Below are 22,057 nucleotides of genomic sequence, written 5' to 3'. Positions count from 1 at the left end.
ACGATGATCGGATACCAAGATATAAAAAGAGCCGTTACTGCGGTAGGGGTGCTGGTAATGGTGAGTAGCGCCGTGTTGCAGGCACAGACCATCACAGTAGGACTCCCCGTACTGGAAGATTACTATCGCCGGCAACAACTGCTCGGCAAGGTAGACTCTGCTATATCGTTCAGCATACGGCCCATTACGGCCCAAGCATTGGAACAACACCGATACCTGCACTACCCCGATGAAAGCCGGACCGATGTGGTTTGGCAGAGCGGTGACGGCCACGGCTTCCTGCAACTGCTGCCCGTGGTGTGGCAGAACCAGCTGAACACGGCCTACCCCTATGGGTGGAACGACGGGCCCATGATTCCCGCGCGGGGATTGCAGACCTATCTGAGTACCGGCTTTTTTGCGAAGTACCGCTGGTTGAGCATCCAGTTCCGGCCAGAACTGGTATCGGCGCAGAATCGTGTATATGAGGGGTTTGGAGGCGAAGCGGGGCCGGATAGGGCTTGGTACAACCGCATCGGTAACCGGATTGACCTGCCGGAGCGCTTTGGCAATGGCAGTTATACGAAAGCCTACTTGGGGCAAAGCAGCATCCGGCTCACGCTAGACCCCATATCGGTAGGGTTCTCCACCGAAAACCTGTGGTGGGGCCCGGGGTTGCATAACGCGATCCTGATGAGCAATACCGCGCCTGGATTTGGCCACGTAACGCTGAATACGTCCAAGCCCATTAAGACCTATATTGGCTCGTTCGAGTTTCAAATCGTAGGGGGGCACCTCGAGAAATCGGGCTATCCGCCATCGCTCCTTGGTGATACGGCAACCCATCACCAGTACCAACGAACGAAACCGGAAGGCTGGCGGTACCTATCGGGCATCAACCTCACCTACCAGCCGAAATGGACGCCGGGCCTGTCCTTCGGGTTTATCCGCACCTATAACACCAATCAGAAAGACATGGGGCGCGGAATGAAATATTATGCACCGTTTTTGGAGGCCTTCAGTAAATCGAAGGTGGAGACAGATAGCAATAGCAACAATCACATTCCGCGCGACCAGATGCTTTCGTTCTATTTCCGGTACGTAGTGCCCAAAGCCAACGTGGAATTTTATGGTGAATACGCCAAGAACGACCACAACTGGGATAAACGCGACGGGATGGGGCAGATAGACCATACCCGGGCGTACACGTTCGGGTTGCGTAAACTGACACCGCTGCATAACCGCTGGGGCGGATACCTGCAATTGGCAGGCGAAGTGACCCAGGTGGCCGTAACCAATACGCGGGCGATACGGTCGGCAGCACCCTGGTATGTGCATGGTGGTGTTGCCGATGGCTACACCAACCGCGGACAGCTGCTGGGTGCAGGCATCGGCCCGGGGGGCAACAGCCAAACCGTGCAGGCCGGCTGGGTAGATGGGTTGAAACAACTGGGCCTACAGGTGCAGCGCTTGGTACACAACGAAGATTTTGCGATAACAAACGTGCACGACTTCCGCCGCAACTGGGTGGATGCGAGCATAGCGGGCTATGGCTCGTGGGACTACAAGCAGTTTATCTTCAACGCGCACCTGCAGTACATCCACGCCTACAATTACCAGTACAATTTCCAGGCAGCGCAAGACAATAGCGATTACTGGGGCTTCGACCCGCAGGATAAGAATAACTTGCACCTGAAATTCGGAGTGATGTACCGGTTTTAGGGGTGAGGAAGGGGTATAATGGTTCAAGGTAAGTTTTTACTGCAAAGATGGGCCTTTTCAAACCGGGGCTCGCTTTATACCCTCGGTACAGACTATTTTTCTTATTGTCAACGCTTTACGAAAAACAAGATTGTTGGTAGGAAGGGAGCTGGTAAATAGAGGCGGCTTTTATACTACTTCTTTTTGAAATGCCTAGTATTTGAAATCAACCGTTTGCCCTGATGCACAGTTAATATATTCACCCGGATCTCCCACGTCTAATATTGAAATAGGTATTACACCGGGCGGCATCGCCGAAGATCACCGCGGCGGTATCCGGTTTGTCAATGACGAATGCCGACAATTCTCCCATTGCTAGTGGATGATATCTTCCATTTGTAATGGAAGATTATTATATTTGTGCTGAAAGTAATTATAACCAACATGTTGCGTCAAGAAGAATTGAAGGTCATCCTAGATGAACAGCAGGTGTCTTTCTATCAAAAGAAAGACCTAATTGCGCGGAATGCGATGGATTCTATACAGGTAACTTATTGGATGACATCTTGGTGCGGGATATCGCAGTGCGACATGCTGTTCGCGATGTTGTCTCACTGAAGCAATTGGCCGTATATTTACTGTCCAATGTCGGTACGCTTGTATCGGCTAACAAGTTCGCCGGGTTGTTTGGCATCAAATCCAGCACCACGATTCTCGAATATTTCAATTACTTCGCTGATGCGTACCTCTTAGAATTTGTACCCCAATTTAATTACTCCCTAAAATCACAGGCACGCAACCCCAAAAAGGTCTATGCGATTGACAACGGCTTGGTTGATGCTGTAGCCACCTCGGCTAGCCGAAACCTCGGCCACAGGCTTGAAAACGCTGTATATCTCCATTTGCGTACACGTTATTCGGAAATCTATTATTTTAAGGAGAAAGGCGAATGTGATTTCGTAGCCTTCGAAAAGGGACAGATCAAGCAAGCTATACAAGTTTGCTATCACGTAAATGACACTAATTTCAAGCGCGAATATGACGGGCTATTACAAGCACTCGATTACTTCAACCTTGATAATGGCCTGATCGTCACAGCAGATCAAAGTGACCGATTCGAAGCGGCAGGTAGGGAAATTGAGATGGTACCTGCACATCGTTTTTTTGAATCTGTCGTTTAAACCAGTCAATCTTGAGGGGAATTGCCGGGGCACGAAACAAATCTGCTTTCCAGCGGGCAAACATGAATCAAAAATAGCTGATGCGACACATCATCTTTTGACGCTGAAACCCCACAAAATGAAATTAATTAAGCTGTCGGGAGGTTTATATCATCAATTATTCAATGATTTCTCATACTTTTAGAGCTGTAAAGTTGTCATATAGCATGGAACTAAAAATATCGGTTACGAGTTTTAAGAGCAACATCAATCAAATGAATAACACGAAGAGAAAGAATATGAGAACAACACAATTTTTGGTAATGGCATTATCCGCGTTGGTTTTTGCTTTCGCGGGATGCTCAAAAGATAGTGACGATAACGGTATACCAGACAACGGTTTGACCGCGGAACAACTGAAAGCGGAAATCCTGGGGAAGTGGACGTTTACTTCCGGTATTTCCTTGCAATCAGGACTGGCCAAGCAATCAACAAAAAAACCACGGTTTGCAGGGTTACGTAACAACATAGCAGAAGCCCCTCGGCAAGGAGCTACAAGTGGCTTTATTGAATTTTTGGCAGACGGTACCTTTTTTATCCTCGATGCACAGGGTAACTTCTTCGCGGGCGATTATACCACAAAAGCAGGACAGGTCATTGACCTTTCGGATTTTGGTTCCATTAAGGAAATCAGGATTAAGGATGGGGGCCTAGATTGCACGATTACCTACACCCGTTTAGGCCAAAATCACACATTGGAAATCCATGCGGACAAAGCGGCAGACATTCCCGCTGGTGAACGCACAACACTCCTTTGCCGGACATGGGAAGTGGAACGTATTATAGCGGGTTGGGATGAGCAAGAACTCGCACAGGAGGGCGTTGCGAGAATAACAGCAACATTTTCACCGTCTGGAACCTATGTTTTCCGGTTTTTCCGTGCAAATGGTGATTTGGTCCTCGCCGAGGCTGAATATTGGAAATGGCATCCAACAGATACCAATAGATTTGTGTATTGGACAACGGAAGATGTAGGCCAGATTGATAATGACGAGAATGCTGTGCGGATACTAAAACTCACGCAATCGCAACTGGAAGTGGCCTCATATGACGGAGATGACGTAAATACCCACCTGGTGTTCAAAGCATCCAATAACTAAATCATGAATAGAACCGGGGGTTGAGCCCTCTAGCGAATTACCGGTGGATGAAACGATTATGCCAAGTGAGGATCAACGGGTCGCGCACGTGCCCGTAGGTTTCGGGACTGCTTTCCAAGCGCTGGAGCCGGGGAGTAGGCTGCTCGTGTTTGCTGATTATGGCATCGAGCATGCAAAGAACGATGACTACACGTATCCAGCAACCCGGATACATGGTTCCCAAATTTCACAAGATTATGCAAAAATCGGTATTGTACAGTAGCCTAGCCGTCGCGCTATGTGCTATTCAGCTGGTATTAGGATGCTTATCGGCGTATGGGCAAAAGCCCAACGTGATTGTTATACTGGCCGACGATTTGGGCTGGGCGGACCTCCCGATATATGGCAACACATTCAATGAAGCGCCTAACCTTAGTCGGTTAGCCGAGCGGGGCATGACATTCAGCAATGCCTATGCCGCGGCACCGGTATGTTCGCCCACGAGAGCAAGCATAATGTCTGGCCAATACCCTGCCCGCGTAGGGGTTATTGATTTTATACCGGGCCATTGGCGGCCTTATGAAAAGGTCATTGTCCCCACCAATAAAACACAATTTCTGCCCGGCGAGATTACGACCATGGGTGAGATGATGAAAGCTGCGGGCTATACGAACGGCTATTTTGGGAAATGGCATCTCGGGTTTCAGCAAGGGTGCCATCCGTTCGACCAAGGCTTTGATGAGGCATACTGCGCCGATGGTGGCTTTTATAACCCGAAATTTACGCCCGCCCTCGAACCTCCGCCCCAAGGGCGCTTTTCCGATATCATTACGGATATGGGGGTCGATTTCATCCAGCGCAACAGCGATAGCCCATTCTTTCTCTTTCTAGGACATTACGATGTACATGTACAGCTTAATGCCGATAAGCCACTCATCGAGAAATACCTGGAGAAGATGCCGGCAGCGGGCTATCCAAGCAATGCGGTGTATGCTGCGATGATCGAACACCTCGATAACAGCGTCGGAAGGGTGATAGAGACCCTCGATTCCCTTGGCCTATCGGACAATACCTTGATCGTATTTTATTCCGACAACGGTGGGCTTAACCGTCGCTTCGATCGGATTCCACTGCTCGATAAGGCTGTGGAGCACTTCTATGAAGGCGATAGCTTGCAGTACGTCGCCTCCTCCAATGCACCCCTGAGCGGAGAGAAAGGGTCGTTGTACGAAGGTGGAATACGGGTGCCGTTGATTATTTCTTGGCCTGAGAAAGTGCTCTGCGGCACGGAATCCGATGCAATGGTCACGTCTCCAGACCTCTACGCCACGCTGGGAGACCTGGTAGGTGCGCCGCTGCCTGCCAAACAGGAAATGGATGGGATAAGCCTTAGGCGCACCTTGCTAACCGGTAAGGAACCGGCTGGCCGAACGCTTTTCTGGCATTACCCCGTTTATCACCACAGCACGCCTGCTTCCGCGGTAAGAAAAGGTGATTGGAAGCTTATCGAATTTTATGAAGATAACAGCATCGAATTGTATAACCTGAAAAAGGATATCGGGGAAACCGAAAACCTAGCGGGCAAACGAAAAAGAAAAGCCACTGAATTGAGATCGTTGCTGCACGAGTGGCGCCGGGCCGTAGCGGCCGAGCTGCCCGTAGCCAATCCCGCATTTGATGCGGCAAGAAGGGAGCAATGGGGGATACACCCCGATAGGAAATGAATATTGAACATCTGATGGTCAATGGTTTATTGGTTGTATAAGCTAAATTAGTTCACCTGGAATACTGTTGATGAACAGGTTTGCAGTTTGGCTGCCGACCGTTGGTCCTTGGCAGACAAATCCGATTTAGACGTAAGGTTAGCTTTTGTGTTTAAAATCCATTAATTTGCACGATCGGATGGACAAAAAGGCATACCAAGATAAACGGGATGAAAACGTACTGCTCAGTAGGCTGCAGCGGGGCGACCGGGTTGCGTTTTCAGAACTGTACAACCGTTTTGCCGACTTCCTATTGGCTTATGCTTATAAGGTGACCCAGGATGAAGACGAAGCGAAAGACATCGTCCAAGCCATCTTTGTCAACCTTTGGACGAATCGGGAACAGCTAGCCATTCATGGACCGTTCTTCAACTACCTGTTGAAAAGTGTCCGTTACGGGTTCTATAAATCAATCCGCCACAAACATGTGGTCAGTAAATACGAAGACGACCTGCGACAATACCTCAGGGAGGAACGGGACACGACCGATGAGTACATCCAGGAAAAAGAGTTGATGCAGCGGTTGGAACGGCTGGCCGAAAGTTTCCCGGATACGATGGGCAAGGTGTTCGTGATGACCTACTTCCAGCAACTAAGTCCAGCGGAGATTGCCGAACAGCTGAACATTTCCGTACGAACGGTGCAGAACTTGCTCAGCCAGGCAGGAAAGCGCGCACGGCTTAGCATCGGGCTGGCCCTGGCATTGTCGATACTCGCTATGCAATATGCTGATAGCCAATTGAATGATGGGAAAAGTGAAAAAAATGCCCATATGGGCGTGAAAAAATAGGCGGATAGGGTTCATGATTATAGGGGGGTGAATTAATGCCCGGCAATATCATGGATGAGCCCAGAACACTTATTGACAAATACCTGGCCGGAAAATGTACCGCCGAAGAGCGCGCGCAGTTACTGGCCCATTTCAATCGCTATTTCGATCAACAACGGGATGTGCTCACCCCTGACGCGCTCAGTAAGCTAAATCAGCTCACTTGGAAGGCTATTGATGAACAGGTTTGCAGTTTGGAAAACACTGCCCCAGCAAATAAAAGCCAGTTGTCTAAGGCTCCTCGCCGGGTACTTCGCTGGCTCCCATATGCGGCAGCCATCCTATTGGCTGTTACCGCCACCTGGTATATTTTCCCTGACCGTAAGACCGATGCCGAGGATGCAATGTCGACGGTGGACATCGCCCCGGGTGGCAACAGGGCTACGCTTATCCTCGCCAATGGAAGAACCATCGATCTGAGTGAAGCCCAAACGGGAATTGTAGTGGATCATAACGGCATTGTGTATGAAGGGGAAGCCGTCGCAATTGCTTCCCTGAACCCAACCGACATACATGAACTCCGGTTGACGACGCCTAACGGCGGAACCTATCAGGTGACGCTCCCCGATGGTACCAGCGTTTGGCTCAACGCAGCATCGACGCTGACCTATCCCTCGGTTTTCAGTGAACACGAGCGAATCGTTACCCTGTCGGGTGAAGGATATTTCGAAGTCGCCCCAGATGCCGATACGCCATTCAAGGTGCGGAGTATGGGCCAGCTGGTAGAAGTGCTAGGCACCACGTTCAACATCTCGGCATACCCTGACGAAAACGAAACCAGCACCACGTTGGTAGAAGGTAGTGTTCGCATAACATCATCTGGCAAAGCGAGAGGCGAAATTTCCCTGCTGCTCTCACCGTCGGAAAAAGCCACACTTAAAAGTGGCCTGCTTTCTAAACGGGCTGTCGACATCGACAGCGACGTGGCCTGGCGCAAGGGGTTGTTTGCATTCCGGTCCGAACGCTTGGAAAGCATTATCCGCAAGGTGGCGCGTTGGTATGATGTCGATGTGGAATTGCGCGGTGATATCAGTGACCATACCTTCACCGGCACGGTTTCACGATATGAAAACATCAGCGGCGTGCTGGAAACGCTGGCCCTGACAGGCCTCCTTTCATTCGAAATGGAAGAAGGCAAACTGGTTGTCAAATCTAAATAATGTTAAACCCAATTAATAATTAACCGATATGTGGAAATATACCTGATAAAAAACCGGAGCTGAAAAGTGGTATGCCGAGCAACGAAAACGGAATCCCGGGTCGAGTCAGGATTCCGCCATGCGTTCTGGTGAGTACCCGTCGTATGTAAACGAGTTAGAATCGCTAACCAAAACAATCAAATGTATAAAAATTTCATAAATATTGATTTATGCCTGCGGATGCGTGGCATAAAAAGAACCTTGTTGCTGATGAATCTGACTGTCGTCTTGCTAACTGCCAGCTTGCTCCAAGCACTGGCTATGGGCACGATCGCACAAACCGTTACGCTCTCGGAAACGAATACGCCGTTGGTAAGCGTACTGGATAAGGTAGCCAAGCAGAGCGGCTATTATTTCCTCTACAGCGATGCCAGCATGCACATGGCTACGGCAGTGACGATCGAACTGAAAAATGAACCGCTGGAACGGGCCTTGCAACACCTTTTTAAACGGCAACCGTTTGACTATGCCATTAAGGGGAAAACCATCGTTATCAAGTCCCGCTCGGCGGGGCCCGGCACCGGGAGCGAATGGGCATCGTCCGTACAGCCTTACCAGATCAACGGCACCGTGACAGACGAAAAGGGGCTGCCGATTGCGGGGGTGACCGTCAGCGTGAAAGGTACCGCAGTTTTCACCACAACCGATGAGAATGGGAGGTACACCATTTCGATCGCTGGAGCGAACGGCGCGCTGGTGTATTCTAGCGTCGGATATGGTAAAGCGGAGCGCGCCGTGGGCCAGTCGCAGGTTCTCGACGTTACCCTCCAAGCGGTCGTTTCCGATCTGGACGAAGTAGTCGTGGTGGGTTACGGCACGGCCCGGAGAGGTGATCTAACAGGAGCCATCTCATCGGTTAAGTCGGCTGTTTTCGAACAGTCGCGGCAAAGCTCCTTCATCAATAACATCCAGGGGCGCGTGGCGGGCCTGCAGATCAGTACGGGAACCGGCGAGCCGGGCTCGGGATCGAAAATCCTCATCCGCGGGGCAAATTCGCTGGTAGGGGATAGCCGGCCACTAATTGTGATCGACGGTATCCCGGTAAACGAAAGTGAAGCACCGGTAGCTAACTCGCGTTTCGGCGCCAACGCACAACGTGATCCGCTCAGCTCGATCAACCCGGCCGATATCATATCGGTGGATGTGCTGAAAGACGCTTCATCAACCGCTATCTACGGTGCAAGGGGAGCCAATGGTGTCATCCTAGTAACCACGCGGCAAGGACAGGCAGGAGCGGCCAAGATATCGTACGACGGGCGTTTCTCGCTTTCCCACACCGCCGTACGGATGGATATGCTTGGCCCCGAAGATTGGATAGACTACCGCAAGGACTGGGTATTGTTCCCGGATGAAAAGAATATCATCTATGGCTACTTCAGTGATTGGTTGTTTTTCGAGAACCCTTCAGAAATCGAGCCATCCAAGAAAATTCCCCGCGACGTATATGCGTTTGCACAATACGATTGGCAGGATGAGATGTATCGCGATGTGGCCAATGGCTCGGCACATACCGTATCGGTGAGCGGCGGATCGGAGTCGACCAAGTTTTACGGGAGTCTGGGCTACAACAAAGAAGAAGGGCTGTTCATCAACAACGGATATTCGCGGTTAAACGGCCGCTTGCGCCTCGACCACACCAAAGACCGCCTTTCGTTATCGCTGGGCTTAAACGGCACCTATTCCAGCTACGAAGGCGCAGTCCAATCAGGCGATGGGTATGCCAATATCGGGGTGCTGCAAACGGCAATCGTCTCCCGGCCGCTGGTTTTTGAAAACCCCTTGGCCGTGAGTACCCAAGGTGGCTGGCGTAAGCCGACCGACAACCTCAAGTACGTGGACCGGAATATCGGAACGCCTAATTTGTCGTCCAACCTGGTAGTCAATTACCGGCTGCTCGATGGGCTGTACCTCGGCAACACGCTCAGCGGCAGTATGGTCACATCAAAGGTAAATGAATACTACAGCAAGAAAACCCCTTGGGGTTATTACCTGGGTGGCCGGGGTGCGATTTCGGGTAGCGACTGGTATGGATGGACAAATTTCACGACACTGAGTTACGAGCGGGTATTCGCCGACCAGTCGAGACTCAATGCGTTGGGCGTTTTTGAAATCAGCGGAAGCAGGTATGAGCACCATCATATTGTAAAAAGCGGCTTTGCCGATGAATCGACCGGCATCCACGATATTGGGAAAGGCGAAGAGCTGCAGTCCGCCGGTTCCGGAGCAGGCCTCAACAACCGGCTGTCTTACCTGGGCCGGCTCAATTATAACATCAAAGACCGCTACTTATTCACCACCAGCCTGCGGATCGACGGCTCCGACCGCTTCGGCGGAGACCAGCGTTATGGCCTCTTTCCCTCTGCCGCATTTGCCTGGCGGCTATCCGAAGAAGCTTTTTTGGATAAACAATGGTTGGACGACCTGAAGTTAAGGGTCAGCTACGGTGCTACCGGCAACTCAAATATCCCCGAATTCAGGTATATGGCGCGCATGGGTAACGTTTTCTACGACGATAAACTAGGGATGGTACCGGTTTCATTGCCCAATCCGGACCTGAAATGGGAAACCACCATACAATATAATGCGGGCCTTGATGCCGCCTTATTCGACAACCGCCTGCGGGTGAACGTGGACCTGTATGAAAAGCGCACCACCGATATGCTGTACAATGCCATCGTTCCCGCGCAAAGCGGCTTCAAAACCCAGTGGCAGAACCTGGGTGAGGTGAGCAACAGGGGCGTGGAGGTATTGCTGGCCACCACCAATATGCGCAAGGATAGATTTGTCTGGGAAACCACGTTGATCTTCAGCCTGAACAGGAATAAAGTGTTGCGCATCGCAGACGAGCTGACCACCGCTCCGATCGGTGCCGGGGTATCTACTACATCCTACATCAAGCAAAACGTGGTGGGCCGGATCATGGTGGGCCAGCCCATTGGGGTGATGTATGGCTACCAGCTGGAAGGTATCTACCAACTGGATGATTTTTCCGGCTGGCAGGACCGCACCGGAACCTTCGAGCCCAACGACCCCGAAATGCCCTGGCAGCTGCGCAACTGGGTGCTGAAGGACGGTGTAACCAACGCGGGCAACCTTGGACGGTTGCGCCCGGGTACGTTCAAATTCCGCAATAGCGACGGCTCGGCCGATCAGCTGATTACGGAGGATGATAAGGTCATCATCGGGAACAGCCAACCCCGCTTTTATGGTGGCTTGGGCAATAACTTCAGCATGGGGCCCGTGGAGCTTTCGGTTTTCCTGAACTATAGCCTGGGCGGCAAGATCTTCAATTCCACCCGCTTTGAGCTCGAAGGTGCGATGCCGGGCGAGTACTTCAATATCACACGTGATTTCTGGGAAAACCGATGGACTCCCCAAAACCCGACGAACCGATATCCGGCGTACAGCGATGAAAACAATTACAATGCCCTGGCTTCGTTACCCAACTCGTATTACGTCGAAGACGCTTCATACGTACGCCTCCAGACCGTTTCATTATCCTATATGCTGCCTTCCGCGCTGACCGGTAAGGCAGGTATCGGCTCGGCAAAAGTATATTATTCGGGAAATAACCTATACACGTTTACGAAGTACTCCGGAATGTCGCCCGAAATCGATTCGGGTAATCCGTTGCTACAGAATTTTGACACCATCGGGTATCCCCGGGCTGCAACACATGCCCTGGGTATTATGGTTACATTTTAAATTCAAAGAGGTAATATGAAAACGCTATATAAATTCTTATTGGCCGGTCTTACAGGGCTTTCCATGTCCTGCTCGGACTACCTGGATACCAAGCCGATTTCTTTCACAACCATCGATAATTTCTATCAAACGCCTGAAGATATCGAGATTGCCCTGCGCGGTGCGTACGGTAGGCTGGTAAACAGTTATGCCGTCAATGCGCGCGCAGGTATCTTCTTCGTTGGCGATATCGGCACCGATGAACTGATCGGCAACCCGTATTCGACACCGGATGCGGCGAGTAACATGGACCAGTTTATTTTTGGCCGTGTCGTGAAGACGAACCTCATGGCACGCGACCTGTGGGAAGAAATGTACCGCAGCCTGTACGGCTTAAACCTGTTGCTCGACAAGCTCGATGCGGTGCCCATGGATGAGGACAGGAAGGCGCAGGTGCAGGCCGAAGCCACGTTTCTGCGTGGATGGCACTACCTGTATCTGGGGATGGTTTACGGAGGCGTACCGGTTTACACCGGTGTACCGCACGAAAAAGATAGGGGGCGCGACCCACTTCAACGGGTGATGGAACAGGCGATGGCCGATCTGCAATATGCCTATGAACACTTGGACGACCGCCGTGTGCCGGGTGTGGCCAATCGGTGGACCGCATCGGGCTACCTGATCAAACTGTATTGTTACTTGGCTTCGAGTAAGAAGTTTGATGTGGGGCAGTCACTCGGTTTCCCGCTGAATTCGTTTGATTGGGTTGACGTGGACGGCTGTTATGCCACCGCCCGGCAGCTGGCCGACGAGCTCATCACGACCAGCGGTTATAAGCTCACCGCTGATTACCGGTCGTTGTTCATCGAAGGTTCTACGACGCAGCAAGCCGAAGAAATTCTTTTTACCATCCTACCTTCGCGCGGCAACAAGACCGGTTTTGCCCCGACATACTACCATTTTCCGGTGGGCTACTACGGTGGTGGTTGGGGCACATGCCGCCCTACCCAAGAGGTATACGACCGCTACGATACGCTGTATGACGCACGGGTTCACTGGGTGGTGGGAGGGCTCGCCACGGATCCGGGTACCGAGACCATCGACGGCACCGAGTACGTGAAGCCGCTACCGCTCAATCTTTCCAACGGCGTAGCTTATGATGGCGATTATAATGGCACCAAATTCCGCCCGGTCAGTGCCGCCGTGAGGAATACGGATTTTTATTTCGGATACTATCCCCTGCTGCGCCTGGCCGATATTTATTTGCTCAATGCCGAAGCGACGGCCCATTTCGATGGCGACGAGGCCGGCCGCGAGATGCTCAAAGCGGTACGCCACCGGGCACTGATTGCTTCGCGTACCGACGACGTCGGTACCCTGCAAGCGGCTTATCGGCGGTCGGACTTCATCCAGGAACTGCTCGACGAACGGTCGCGCGAGCTCTGTTTCGAGCAGCAGCGTAAATTCGATCTCGTCCGTTTCGGCCGCTATGTGTCAACCATCAAGGGAATCTCCACCACCCGGGGCGTGTGGAATGCTTTGAGCGCACGCATATTGGTCGACAACATTTCTGAATCGAAAATCTGGCTCCCCATCCCCGAAGAAGATGAAATCAGCAACCCGAATCTGTTACCGAATAATCCGGGGTATTAATTTAACCTTTCAAACATGACGACCAAGAAAAATCATATCACTTTTTATGCCATCGCCGGGCTACTACTCTCCGTTGCGGCATGGTCTTGCGGCAATAGCAAAGAGGCGAGTCTCGCCGAAGGGACCGAAACCCCGGTGAAGGTAGGCGCCTGGTATTTCGGCGGTTGGAGTTTCCCACCGGATGAAAATGGCCACACGTTTCACATCAGCCCTACGCTCACCACAGCATACAGGGACCGTGAGCCGGCTTGGGGATGGCGCGAGGACGTACCCGGCGTGATGGAACAGCAAATCAACTATGCTGCGGATGCGGGCTTGGATTTCTGGGGCTTCTGCTGGTACGACAACACCTTGCGGCCCGAAGACGCGGAACTGATGGATAACCTCAACACCGCGCTGGAGTTGTTCATGAATGCCAATAACCGCGATCGGCTTGATTTCTTTCTATTATCCTGTTTCCCCGTATCACCGGTCAATTGGGAACAGGTGTGCGATCGCACGATTGCCTATTTTGATGAGCCCAATTATCTCCGGGTGGATGGCAAGCCCGTCATCGCATTTTTCAATTTCGATGAGATGGTGAATGGACTGGGGGGTACGGAAGGCGTCAAATCCGCGTTGGTACGGTTCCGGGAGAAAGCATTGGAAGCGGGGCATAGGGAGGTCCTCATCGGTGCCCGTACCTTCCCGCGGCCGCAGGATCCCACCTACCAGGAAACCTACCGCTCCTGTGGGTTTGACTTCCTCACCACCTACAACAACTCGGATGATGGCCGGAAGCATGCAGGCAGCCATCCGTTTGACGCATTACTGGAAGGTGACCGGGCATCGTGGACGGGTATTACCGACCACACGCCCCTACCTTTCCTGCCGGTCGTAGGCACAGGCTATGACATGCGCCCTTGGGCACAGGATCATCCCACATTGCCTGCCTCGGATTATTGGTACACCGGGGTGACCCCCACGAAGATCGCCGAACACCTGGAAGCCGGTATCCGGTGGGTAAAAGAGCACCGCGCCAAAACACTGGGCGAAATGATCGTGCTCTATGCCTGGAACGAAAATGGCGAAGGTGCGTGGCTCACGCCCACCAAAGCGGAAGGAACGGCTCGTCTCGATCAGATCAGGCAGGTAATCGAGCGGGAGGCTGCCACAAACAATAAATAGCACGGATATGTGGTTCAACTGTTTTATAATCATAGCCGTTTGGCTATCTGCCCTGAACTTATCCGGGTCTGGAAATCACAGGCCAACGGCCGAGCCGCTGCGGGTGGTTGTTCTGGGCAACAGCATCGTTGCGCACCCGCCGGCCGAAGAGCTGGGGTGGCTGGGCAACTGGGGCATGGCCGCGTCTGTACGTGACAGCGACTTTGTGCATCGGCTGGAACGCCGCCTGCACGAGATGAATCCGCAAGGGACACTCGAGTATGGGAGTGTTTCCGGCTTTGAACGCGAATACCGGCACTTTGATCTGGATCTGCTGGCCAATTATCGCAACGCCGATATACTGGTGGTCAAGATTTCAGAAAATGTCGACCCCGATTCATTGGGCGAACGGCAATTCCTGCGGCATTACGGGCAGCTCATCGATTACCTGGCGCCGGATAACCGTACCGCAGTCGTCATCTGTGACGGCTTCTGGCCAAGTCCGGTAAATGATACCATACGCCATTTCGCCCGGCAGCGCGGATTTGATTTTGTACAGCTACATGACCTGTACACCAGCGATTCCACGAATTCGGCCCGGGGGCTGTTTGCGCATGAGGGTGTGGCCAACCACCCGTCGGATCGCGGCATGGCACACATCGCTGACCGCATATGGCAAAAGTTAGCCCCACATATCCGGCAACGTCAATTAATAACTAAAAACCAACTAAGCAATGAATAAAATCATTAAATGGAGTGCATATTCGCTCCTCTGGCTCGTCGTTTTCCAGTCGTGTGATACGATGGACGTTAGGGATTTCCATACCGTAACGTTCTATTCAAACGGCGGCACCAACCTGGCGCCGGCCAAGGTACACAGCGGTGAACGCCTTCCCAAAAGCCGCGTTTACCCCGATCCGATCGTAAGCGACGGCGGAACCTTTATGGGCTGGTATGCGGATGCAGACCTGGAGGAGCCCTATGATTTCAACCAGCCGGTTGTGGGCGATATCGCGCTATATGCCAAATGGTATTATAACACTTTTACCGTTCGTTTTGTCATGAACGGTGCCCCGGATATCCCGGAAAAGGAAGTCAGGGAAGGCTTTACGGTCAACGTTGAGCCACCCACGTATCCCGACCATATCTTCGCGGGCTGGCACGTCGACGAATCATTGACGACGTTGTATGACCTGGACGCACCGGTAACCGAAGCACTTACGCTCTACGCACGCTGGGTGATGCCTTCACCGTCGTCCTGGTTTGTTGTCGACGATGGTGTCTTGGTGCAATGTACGCCGCCGGATGGTGCCGAGGTGGTGGTCATCCCCGAGGGTGTTACCACCATACCCGATTGGTTCGTGTTGGCCAATGGACTAAATGAGGCTGGAAAGCCTGGCTTCCCAGCCGGTAAAGACATTCGCGAATTTATCCTGCCGCAATCCCTGGAGAACATTGGTTTCGGTGCGTTTAAGTTTGCGGCGATCAACCGGATCGAGATTCCACCCAAGGTACGCGAGCTGTTGCCGGTTACGTTTGACGGGTGCGATCAATTGACCAGCTTCACGTTTGCGCCGGGGAGCCAGTTGGAGCGTCTGGTGGATAACGCCAGCAATGAAGCGATTATCAGCGCGCCGGCGCTGACGGAGATCACCTTCCCGCCCTCGCTCCGGTTTGTGGGGAAGTACACCCTGGCAGGCTCTCAGGCACTCCAGACGGTGACGTTTGAGCGCGCGGAATCGCCCGTTATTTTCGATGGGTCGCTTCCCGGCGGTGGCGTCTGGCTGTTCGGTGGCCATTTCCCGGGCAAAATACGGATGCCGCTTGCCGTTGTCGATGGCTTTGTCAGTGAAATGAGAAAAGTGATGCAGGATTACGAATTTGATAACATGAGTGCAATAGTGGAAGGATATTAAGCTATAAAATCGTTAAAAAAGACAACGAGGGCGGGGTATATCCCGCCTTCGCTGCTGAATCGATTACGGTTCCGGTTCACCCTTTTCGGGGCTGTAGCACCCGTGGCCACTACTGTGGCGACTCTTAATGACGAAAATATTGGCGCTTATATTCAATCGGCGTAAATCCCACGATCCGCTTAAAATGCCGGAAGAAGTTCGACCGGTTACTGAATCCACATTCGAAACAGATAGCCTCGGTTGTATAATGCCGATCTTCGATTAACATGCGCTTGGCGTGGCTAATCCGCACTTCAATCAAAAAATCCTTGAATGTCTTCTTGGTCATCATTTTGAAGTACCTGCAAAATGAGGTTAGGCTGAGGTGCGCGACGGCAGCGATTTCGGGCAGCGAAATCTCTTCACGGTAGTGCGACAAGATGTATTGGTAAACGGCATTGATGCGATGGGCTTCTTCGAGATTGACGTGGCGCGTTGTCCACCCCATAGAAATCTGGGTAAGCTCGCTACTATTGGCTAGTATGTGCACCATATTGACAATCAACATTAATCGGTCCAATCCTTCTACAGACACCGACTTCTGCATGAGATCGACCACCTGTTTTTTTGTTTTTCCGTGTACGACAAACCCAAACTTAGCCCGTTCAAACAGCGAATGGATGGCAGCCGACTCCCGTTTTAGCATAAAATCCTTACCCATGAAATCGGGAAGAAATTGTACCACGATCGCTTCGGCGGTAATCTCCGGATTGCCCAAAAAATACTTTTGGTTACATCGCCACATGTGCGGTAAGTTTTCGCCGAGCAGCAGCAATTCACCCGCATCAAAACTGCTGATGTTGTCGCCAACAAAGCGTACACCTTTGCCACGGATAATGTAATGTAGCTCAATCTCGGGATGATAATGCCATATTGTTCCCAGATTGGGCAGGGTATGTTGCCTGCTCAGGTAAGGGTATTCTGCGTTGCGCGGCACGAGGTGGAAGTATGGCTTCATAATTCGTCAGTTCATTGGAAATGCAATGATACTAAAAAGTGTATACGTTTACAACGTGCCTATGCCGGGAGGATGACGAATGTTTATTATGTAAACTATTGATAAATAGTGGATTGTTTTTAATCGGGGTCATTGCGGGCGCACGGTGGCTTTTGCAACATGGCAAATGAGTATACATAGATGCTAAACAGTTGAACAATAATCCATATTGAATGGCGGTTATTTGTACTGCGATAGCCAATTGACTGATTTTATATACCGGCATATTGATTTATGAAATACCATGAGCCGAAAGCTATTTGCCGATTTGTTTTTTATAACGTATTGACCATCAAAATTATCAAAAGATATGGCAACTAAACATTTACTCGCTTTTTTGAGATGTCTGCAAAAATACCGCATTGCAGTCGCTTTAACGGTGATGTCCATGGTGATATTGGGCTGCGAAAAGCAAACATCAACAGCACCAAACCCGTACGACATTCCGCACGATGCCAGCAAGCCGCTCGAAGTTAGTGCAATTGGTCCTGAAAGCGGTGGCTACGGCACGCGGGTCGTCATCAGCGGTTCCAACTTTGGAAATGACCCGGACAAAATCAACGTTTATTTCAACGAAAAGAAAGCATTGATCTTGGGGGTGCAGAATAACGCCATCTATGCGATGTGCCCCAAACAGCCGGGAGACCATTCCACCATCAAAGTGACGGTGGAGGGGAACGGCAGCAGTCAGCCTAAAGAAGCTGAATTGACAAACACGCAATTCCGTTACCTCCTGAGGTCATCGGTTACGACGGTCGCTGGGGTTTTTGGTAAAAACCAAGCGATAGACGGACCGGCTTTGGAAGCTTCTTTTCAGCGTCCAGCGAAAGTGGCGGCCGATGAGGATGGCAGCAACATCATCGTAGTGGATGACCAGGCACACAAAATACGGTTGCTCTCTTTGAAAGATAATAAAGTCGTTACCGTTGCTTCGGTTTCCAATCCGTTTGCTTGTGTATTCAATACCCAATACGATAAGTGTTTTGTGGGGATAAGGGCAGCGAATAGACGACCGGAGCTTTTCGCCGTATTATCGAAGGAAAACAACTACATGACCCCGGTGATGGTGTATGATCAGAAGGATGATAACGGTAACTACATATTGGGCAACACGGATATGTTGAATATCGCCGCCGATGACCAATACGTATACATGATGTCGCTGCATGGTCAAAAATTGATTCGGGTAGACCAAAAAAGTGGAAAGGTAGAACTTATCGGCCAAAACCTCGACATTCCGGGTATTTCCAACCTCGCCTTTAACCCGATGGACCGGAAGATATATGCGATATCGGAGGTAACAGGGCGGTTAAACCGATTTGATCCATTTCATGTCCCCGCAGGGAGAACGACGCCTTGGATTACCAATAACGAAGTTGAATACGTGTTGGGAAATGGCATTGGTTCTGCAATCGAGGGATTTGGTGAACAGGTACGCTCTCCTTGTGCAGGGATTACTGCAGACCGGGATGGCAATCTGTACGGGGCAGATTTCACTAATCACGTCATTTGGAAATTCGATGTGAATGCACGCAGCGCCACGATATTTGCGGGAACACCCGGGGTACAAGGATATAAGGACGGTAAACCTGCCGAAGCGATATTGGGGCGCCCATTAGGTGCAACGGTAACCGCCGATGGCATTGTATATCTGGGGGAAACCACCAACTTTTTGATACGCTGCGTATCTATCCAATAATTCAACCTGATAATCAGTATAACGTTATGATGGAATATAAATCTATGGAATACCTGAAGAAGCTGTTCGCACTGCTTTTGGGTGTCATCATGAGTATGACTGTTTTTTCCCAAACAGCCATAAAGGTAACGGGCGTAGTAACCAATACGGAAAACGAAGTAATCTCGGGTGTAAGTATCCTTTCCAAAAACCAGCAGGGAACGGCTACTTTCAGCAACACGGAGGGAAAATACGAAATCACCGTGGATCCCGAATCGGGGCTTATCTTTTCTTATGTGGGGTACAAAACGCAGGAAATAGCCACGGGAAAGGCTGCCGGTCAGGTAATCAATGTGGTCATGGAGCCTAGCGAAGAGCAGCTGGAGGAGGTGACCATCGTAGGCTACGGCACGCAACGGAAGGTTAGTGTCATCGGTGCTATTTCGACCGTTAAACCGAAAGAACTCCAATCCGGAGCGGTAACATCGGTGACCAATGCATTGGCTGGCCGTGTATCTGGATTGATCGGCGTACAGAGCAGCGGTGAGCCAGGTGACGATGTATCGGAGTTTTGGATCCGCGGCATCAGTACATTTGGTGGGGGAGCCAGTGCGCTGGTATTGATCGACGGTATCGACCGTGGTGCCGGGGCCTTAAGCCAGTTAGCCCCAGAGGATATCGAGAGTTTTTCAATCCTGAAAGACGCTTCTGCCACAGCGGTATACGGTGCAAGGGGAGCTAATGGGGTTATCATCATCAATACGAGGCGTGGCCAGGAAGGCAGAATATCCATCAATGCCAATGTAAAGACCATGATGGAGTACCTACCGCGCCTCCCGGCATACTTGGGGGCTTATGACTATGCCAGTCTCGCTAACGAAGCCCGGACCGTTCGGGGAGACCGATCTGTATATTCACCGGAAATATTTGACATCATCAAATATAACATGGACCCCGACCTGTACCCCGACGTCAATTGGCAAGACGTGATCTTAAAGGACCATACCTACGGTGCCCAAGGAAATGTCAATATTTCGGGCGGTGGTAAACTGGCCCGTTATTACATGAGTGGCTTTTACCGCACCAATGATGCCATTTACAACCAAACCGGGATGGAACGTTACAATTCCAATGTGCGCCGAAACCAGTATTCATTCCGTAGCAATATCGATGTAGACGTGACCAAATCGACGCAGGTCTCTCTCCTGATTTCTGCAACGTTGGTTGACCAGAACCGCCCGGGCATTGGAACTACCGCCAACATTTGGCAGGCGCAGGCCAACCTCACCCCGCTGCTGGTGCCGATCAGATATTCCAATGGCCAATTCCCATCGTATGGGTCGGGCATCAACACCTCGCCCATCGTCCAGCTTAATGAAACCGGCTTTCTTACCAACCGCGATAACCGGATTGAGTCAGTAGTGAAAATCGAGCAGGATTTGAGCAAATGGCTGGATGGGTTGAAAGTGGCGGGGCTGGTATCTTTTGATCTTTTCAATAACCATTTGACCTCGCGGACTAAAATGCCTGATTTGTACCATGCGGTCGACCGTAGCTGGGCTACCGGCGAGCTGCTTACCGAAAGGGTATTAACACAGACGCCGATGAAATTCGCCACGTCTTCATACGGTACCCGTACCGCGTATGTGGAGGCCAAAGCGGAATACAACAAAGCCATTCAGGATATACACCGGCTTGGGTTGCTATTCCTCTACCAGCAGCGCGATAATCAACGAACAGACGTAAGCGATGAACTGTTATCGATACCCAAGCGAAATCAGGGGATAGCGGGGCGCCTTACGTACTCTTTTGACGATATCTACTTCATCGAGGGTAATTTTGGCTATAACGGTTCAGAAAATTTCCCCAAAGGCCAGCGTTTCGGATTTTTCCCATCGATCGCATTGGGTTATGCCATCTCGAATTATGAATTCGTGCAATCGCGGTTTCCGTTTATCGATATGTTAAAACTGAGGTATTCCTATGGCCTGGTGGGTAATGACCAGATTACCCGGAACGGGGCGGATGTGCGCTTTCCATACCTCACCACCGTAAACACGGAAGCCCGGGGATATGCGTTTGGCGACATTGCTTCGCAGGTACCGGGTGTGAGCGAAGACGTGCTTGGCTCAAGCGGTTTGGTATGGGAAAGTGCTGTAAAACAGAACCTCGGTCTCGACCTGCAAATGTGGAATGCTTTCAGCTTGACGGTGGACGCGTTCATGGACCGCCGCGACAACATTTTCATGGTAAGACAGACCTTGCCGGGAATGATGGGTATCAATTCGGTCGTATGGGGCAATGTGGGCAGAATGAAAAGCTGGGGAATGGACGGGACAGCTTCCTATTCCCGTAGGATTGGGGAGTTTGACATTGAAGCACGGGGTAACCTGACCGTTACACGGGATCGAATAGTAGATTATGATGAACCGCCCGTACGGTACCCGTATCTGGCCAATAAGGGATCCAGTAATGGCGTAACACGCGGGTTGATTGCGCTTGGATTGTTTAAAGATGAGGCAGACATCAGCAACAGTCCGAGCCAGTTCGGCACGGTGCTTCCCGGCGACATCAAGTATCAGGATGTCAATGGCGATGGTGTTATCGATAGCTACGATATTGTACCTATCGGCAACTCACGCATCCCGAAGGTTCAGTATGGTTTTGCCGGAAGCGTATCGTGGAAGGGGATTGATTTCAACGTGTTTTTCCGGGGGCAGGGTAAGGCCGACTTTTTCCGGGGAGGCATTGGTTATTATCCCTTTTCGGGGGGCGAAACGGGCAACGTGCTCAGCATCGTCAATGACCCTAGGAACCGGTGGGTACCCATGGAATATGCTGTGGCGCATGGCATTGACCCGTCCTTGGCTGAAAATCCTGACGCCCGGTTTCCACGCCTTACCTATGGTGAGAATATCAATAACAACCGGCCCTCCACCTTCTGGTTGGCAGATGCCAGTTTCCTGCGGTTGAAAACATTGGAAATTGGGTACAGTTTTCCGCGAGCGTGGGTTGAGCGAATAGCCGCCAGCTCCTTCCGGATCTCTGCAATAGGTGATAACCTTTATTTATGGGACAAGGTAAAGTATTCAGACCCCGAACAGGCGAGCAGTAACGGGGCCGTTTACCCGCTGACGCGCTCGTGGTCGCTGGTGTTGCAACTTTCGTTTTAAA

General features: G+C 51.3%; 16 protein-coding genes. 14 read left to right on the top strand and 2 right to left on the bottom strand.

Translation table 11 applies throughout. The features are described from left to right. Nucleotides 1-3 precede the first annotated feature (3 nt). The 4 genes from VNQ80_RS09315 (at nucleotide 4) to VNQ80_RS09300 (ending at nucleotide 4,000) form a co-directional block, all read left to right on the top strand. Nucleotides 4-1,701, top strand: a complete 1,698-nt coding sequence (locus VNQ80_RS09315; protein WP_325637774.1) for a capsule assembly Wzi family protein — start codon at nucleotides 4-6, stop codon at nucleotides 1,699-1,701. A gap of 423 nt (nucleotides 1,702-2,124) precedes the next feature. Then, a complete protein-coding gene (locus VNQ80_RS09310; protein ID WP_325637772.1) occupies nucleotides 2,125-2,298 on the top strand; it encodes a hypothetical protein in 174 nt (57 codons plus the stop codon). Beyond that, nucleotides 2,265-2,861, top strand: coding sequence for an ATP-binding protein (locus tag VNQ80_RS09305; RefSeq protein ID WP_325637770.1), 597 nt, complete (start codon nucleotides 2,265-2,267; stop codon nucleotides 2,859-2,861). The genes VNQ80_RS09310 and VNQ80_RS09305 overlap by 34 nt, the downstream gene beginning before the upstream one ends. A 278-nt stretch (nucleotides 2,862-3,139) precedes the next feature. Beyond that, a complete protein-coding gene (locus tag VNQ80_RS09300) occupies nucleotides 3,140-4,000 on the top strand; it encodes a hypothetical protein (RefSeq protein WP_325637768.1) in 861 nt (286 codons plus the stop codon). Nucleotides 4,001-4,037: 37 nt separating this feature from the next. Here the strand turns inward: VNQ80_RS09300 and VNQ80_RS09295 are convergent, their stop codons facing one another. Further along, on the bottom strand, nucleotides 4,038-4,172 hold the full coding sequence (locus tag VNQ80_RS09295; protein ID WP_325637766.1) for a hypothetical protein: 135 nt from the start codon (nucleotides 4,170-4,172) through the stop codon (nucleotides 4,038-4,040). Nucleotides 4,173-4,182: 10 nt separating this feature from the next. On the opposite strand from VNQ80_RS09295, the gene VNQ80_RS09290 reads away from it, so the two are divergent. The 8 genes from VNQ80_RS09290 to VNQ80_RS09255 all read left to right on the top strand — a co-directional run bounded on the left by VNQ80_RS09290 (nucleotide 4,183) and on the right by VNQ80_RS09255 (nucleotide 16,169). After that, the gene (locus tag VNQ80_RS09290; RefSeq protein ID WP_325637764.1) at nucleotides 4,183-5,703 is read left to right on the top strand and encodes a sulfatase; all 1,521 of its coding nucleotides are present in this window, start codon (nucleotides 4,183-4,185) and stop codon (nucleotides 5,701-5,703) included. Between the two features lie 178 nt (nucleotides 5,704-5,881). After that, nucleotides 5,882-6,532: an RNA polymerase sigma-70 factor gene (locus tag VNQ80_RS09285; RefSeq protein WP_325637762.1), complete on the top strand. Its 651-nt coding sequence runs from the start codon at nucleotides 5,882-5,884 to the stop codon at nucleotides 6,530-6,532. Nucleotides 6,533-6,582: 50 nt separating this feature from the next. After that, nucleotides 6,583-7,731, top strand: coding sequence for a FecR family protein (locus tag VNQ80_RS09280; protein WP_325637761.1), 1,149 nt, complete (start codon nucleotides 6,583-6,585; stop codon nucleotides 7,729-7,731). A gap of 249 nt (nucleotides 7,732-7,980) precedes the next feature. After that, nucleotides 7,981-11,475, top strand: coding sequence for a TonB-dependent receptor (locus VNQ80_RS09275; protein ID WP_325637759.1), 3,495 nt, complete (start codon nucleotides 7,981-7,983; stop codon nucleotides 11,473-11,475). A 15-nt stretch (nucleotides 11,476-11,490) separates the two neighbouring features. Then, nucleotides 11,491-13,107 (top strand): RagB/SusD family nutrient uptake outer membrane protein, encoded by a 1,617-nt coding sequence (locus VNQ80_RS09270; protein WP_325637757.1) that lies wholly within the window; start codon nucleotides 11,491-11,493, stop codon nucleotides 13,105-13,107. Nucleotides 13,108-13,122: 15 nt separating this feature from the next. Beyond that, the gene (locus VNQ80_RS09265; RefSeq protein WP_325637755.1) at nucleotides 13,123-14,274 is read left to right on the top strand and encodes a glycoside hydrolase family 99-like domain-containing protein; all 1,152 of its coding nucleotides are present in this window, start codon (nucleotides 13,123-13,125) and stop codon (nucleotides 14,272-14,274) included. Nucleotides 14,275-14,281: 7 nt separating this feature from the next. After that, nucleotides 14,282-14,995 carry an SGNH/GDSL hydrolase family protein gene (locus VNQ80_RS09260; protein WP_325637753.1) on the top strand — a complete coding sequence of 238 codons (714 nt, stop codon included), beginning with the start codon at nucleotides 14,282-14,284 and terminating at the stop codon, nucleotides 14,993-14,995. Further along, entirely contained in the window at nucleotides 14,988-16,169 is a 1,182-nt protein-coding gene (locus VNQ80_RS09255) for an InlB B-repeat-containing protein (RefSeq protein ID WP_325637751.1), read from the top strand. Before VNQ80_RS09260 ends, VNQ80_RS09255 begins: the two co-directional genes overlap by 8 nt. Nucleotides 16,170-16,293: 124 nt before the next feature. Here VNQ80_RS09255 and VNQ80_RS09250 read toward each other — a convergent pair whose 3' ends face one another. Next, a complete protein-coding gene (locus tag VNQ80_RS09250) occupies nucleotides 16,294-17,166 on the bottom strand; it encodes an AraC family transcriptional regulator (RefSeq protein ID WP_325637749.1) in 873 nt (290 codons plus the stop codon). Between the two features lie 349 nt (nucleotides 17,167-17,515). Between VNQ80_RS09250 and VNQ80_RS09245 the strand changes: the two genes are divergently transcribed. After that, nucleotides 17,516-18,904, top strand: a complete 1,389-nt coding sequence (locus VNQ80_RS09245) for an IPT/TIG domain-containing protein (protein ID WP_325637747.1) — start codon at nucleotides 17,516-17,518, stop codon at nucleotides 18,902-18,904. A 26-nt stretch (nucleotides 18,905-18,930) separates the two neighbouring features. Further along, nucleotides 18,931-22,056 (top strand): TonB-dependent receptor, encoded by a 3,126-nt coding sequence (locus VNQ80_RS09240; RefSeq protein WP_325637745.1) that lies wholly within the window; start codon nucleotides 18,931-18,933, stop codon nucleotides 22,054-22,056. Nucleotide 22,057 lies beyond the last annotated feature (1 nt).

Source organism: Parapedobacter sp. (genome assembly GCF_035556095.1).
GTDB lineage: Bacteria > Bacteroidota > Bacteroidia > Sphingobacteriales > Sphingobacteriaceae > Parapedobacter.
This window is presented reverse-complemented; position numbering and strand designations above follow the sequence as displayed.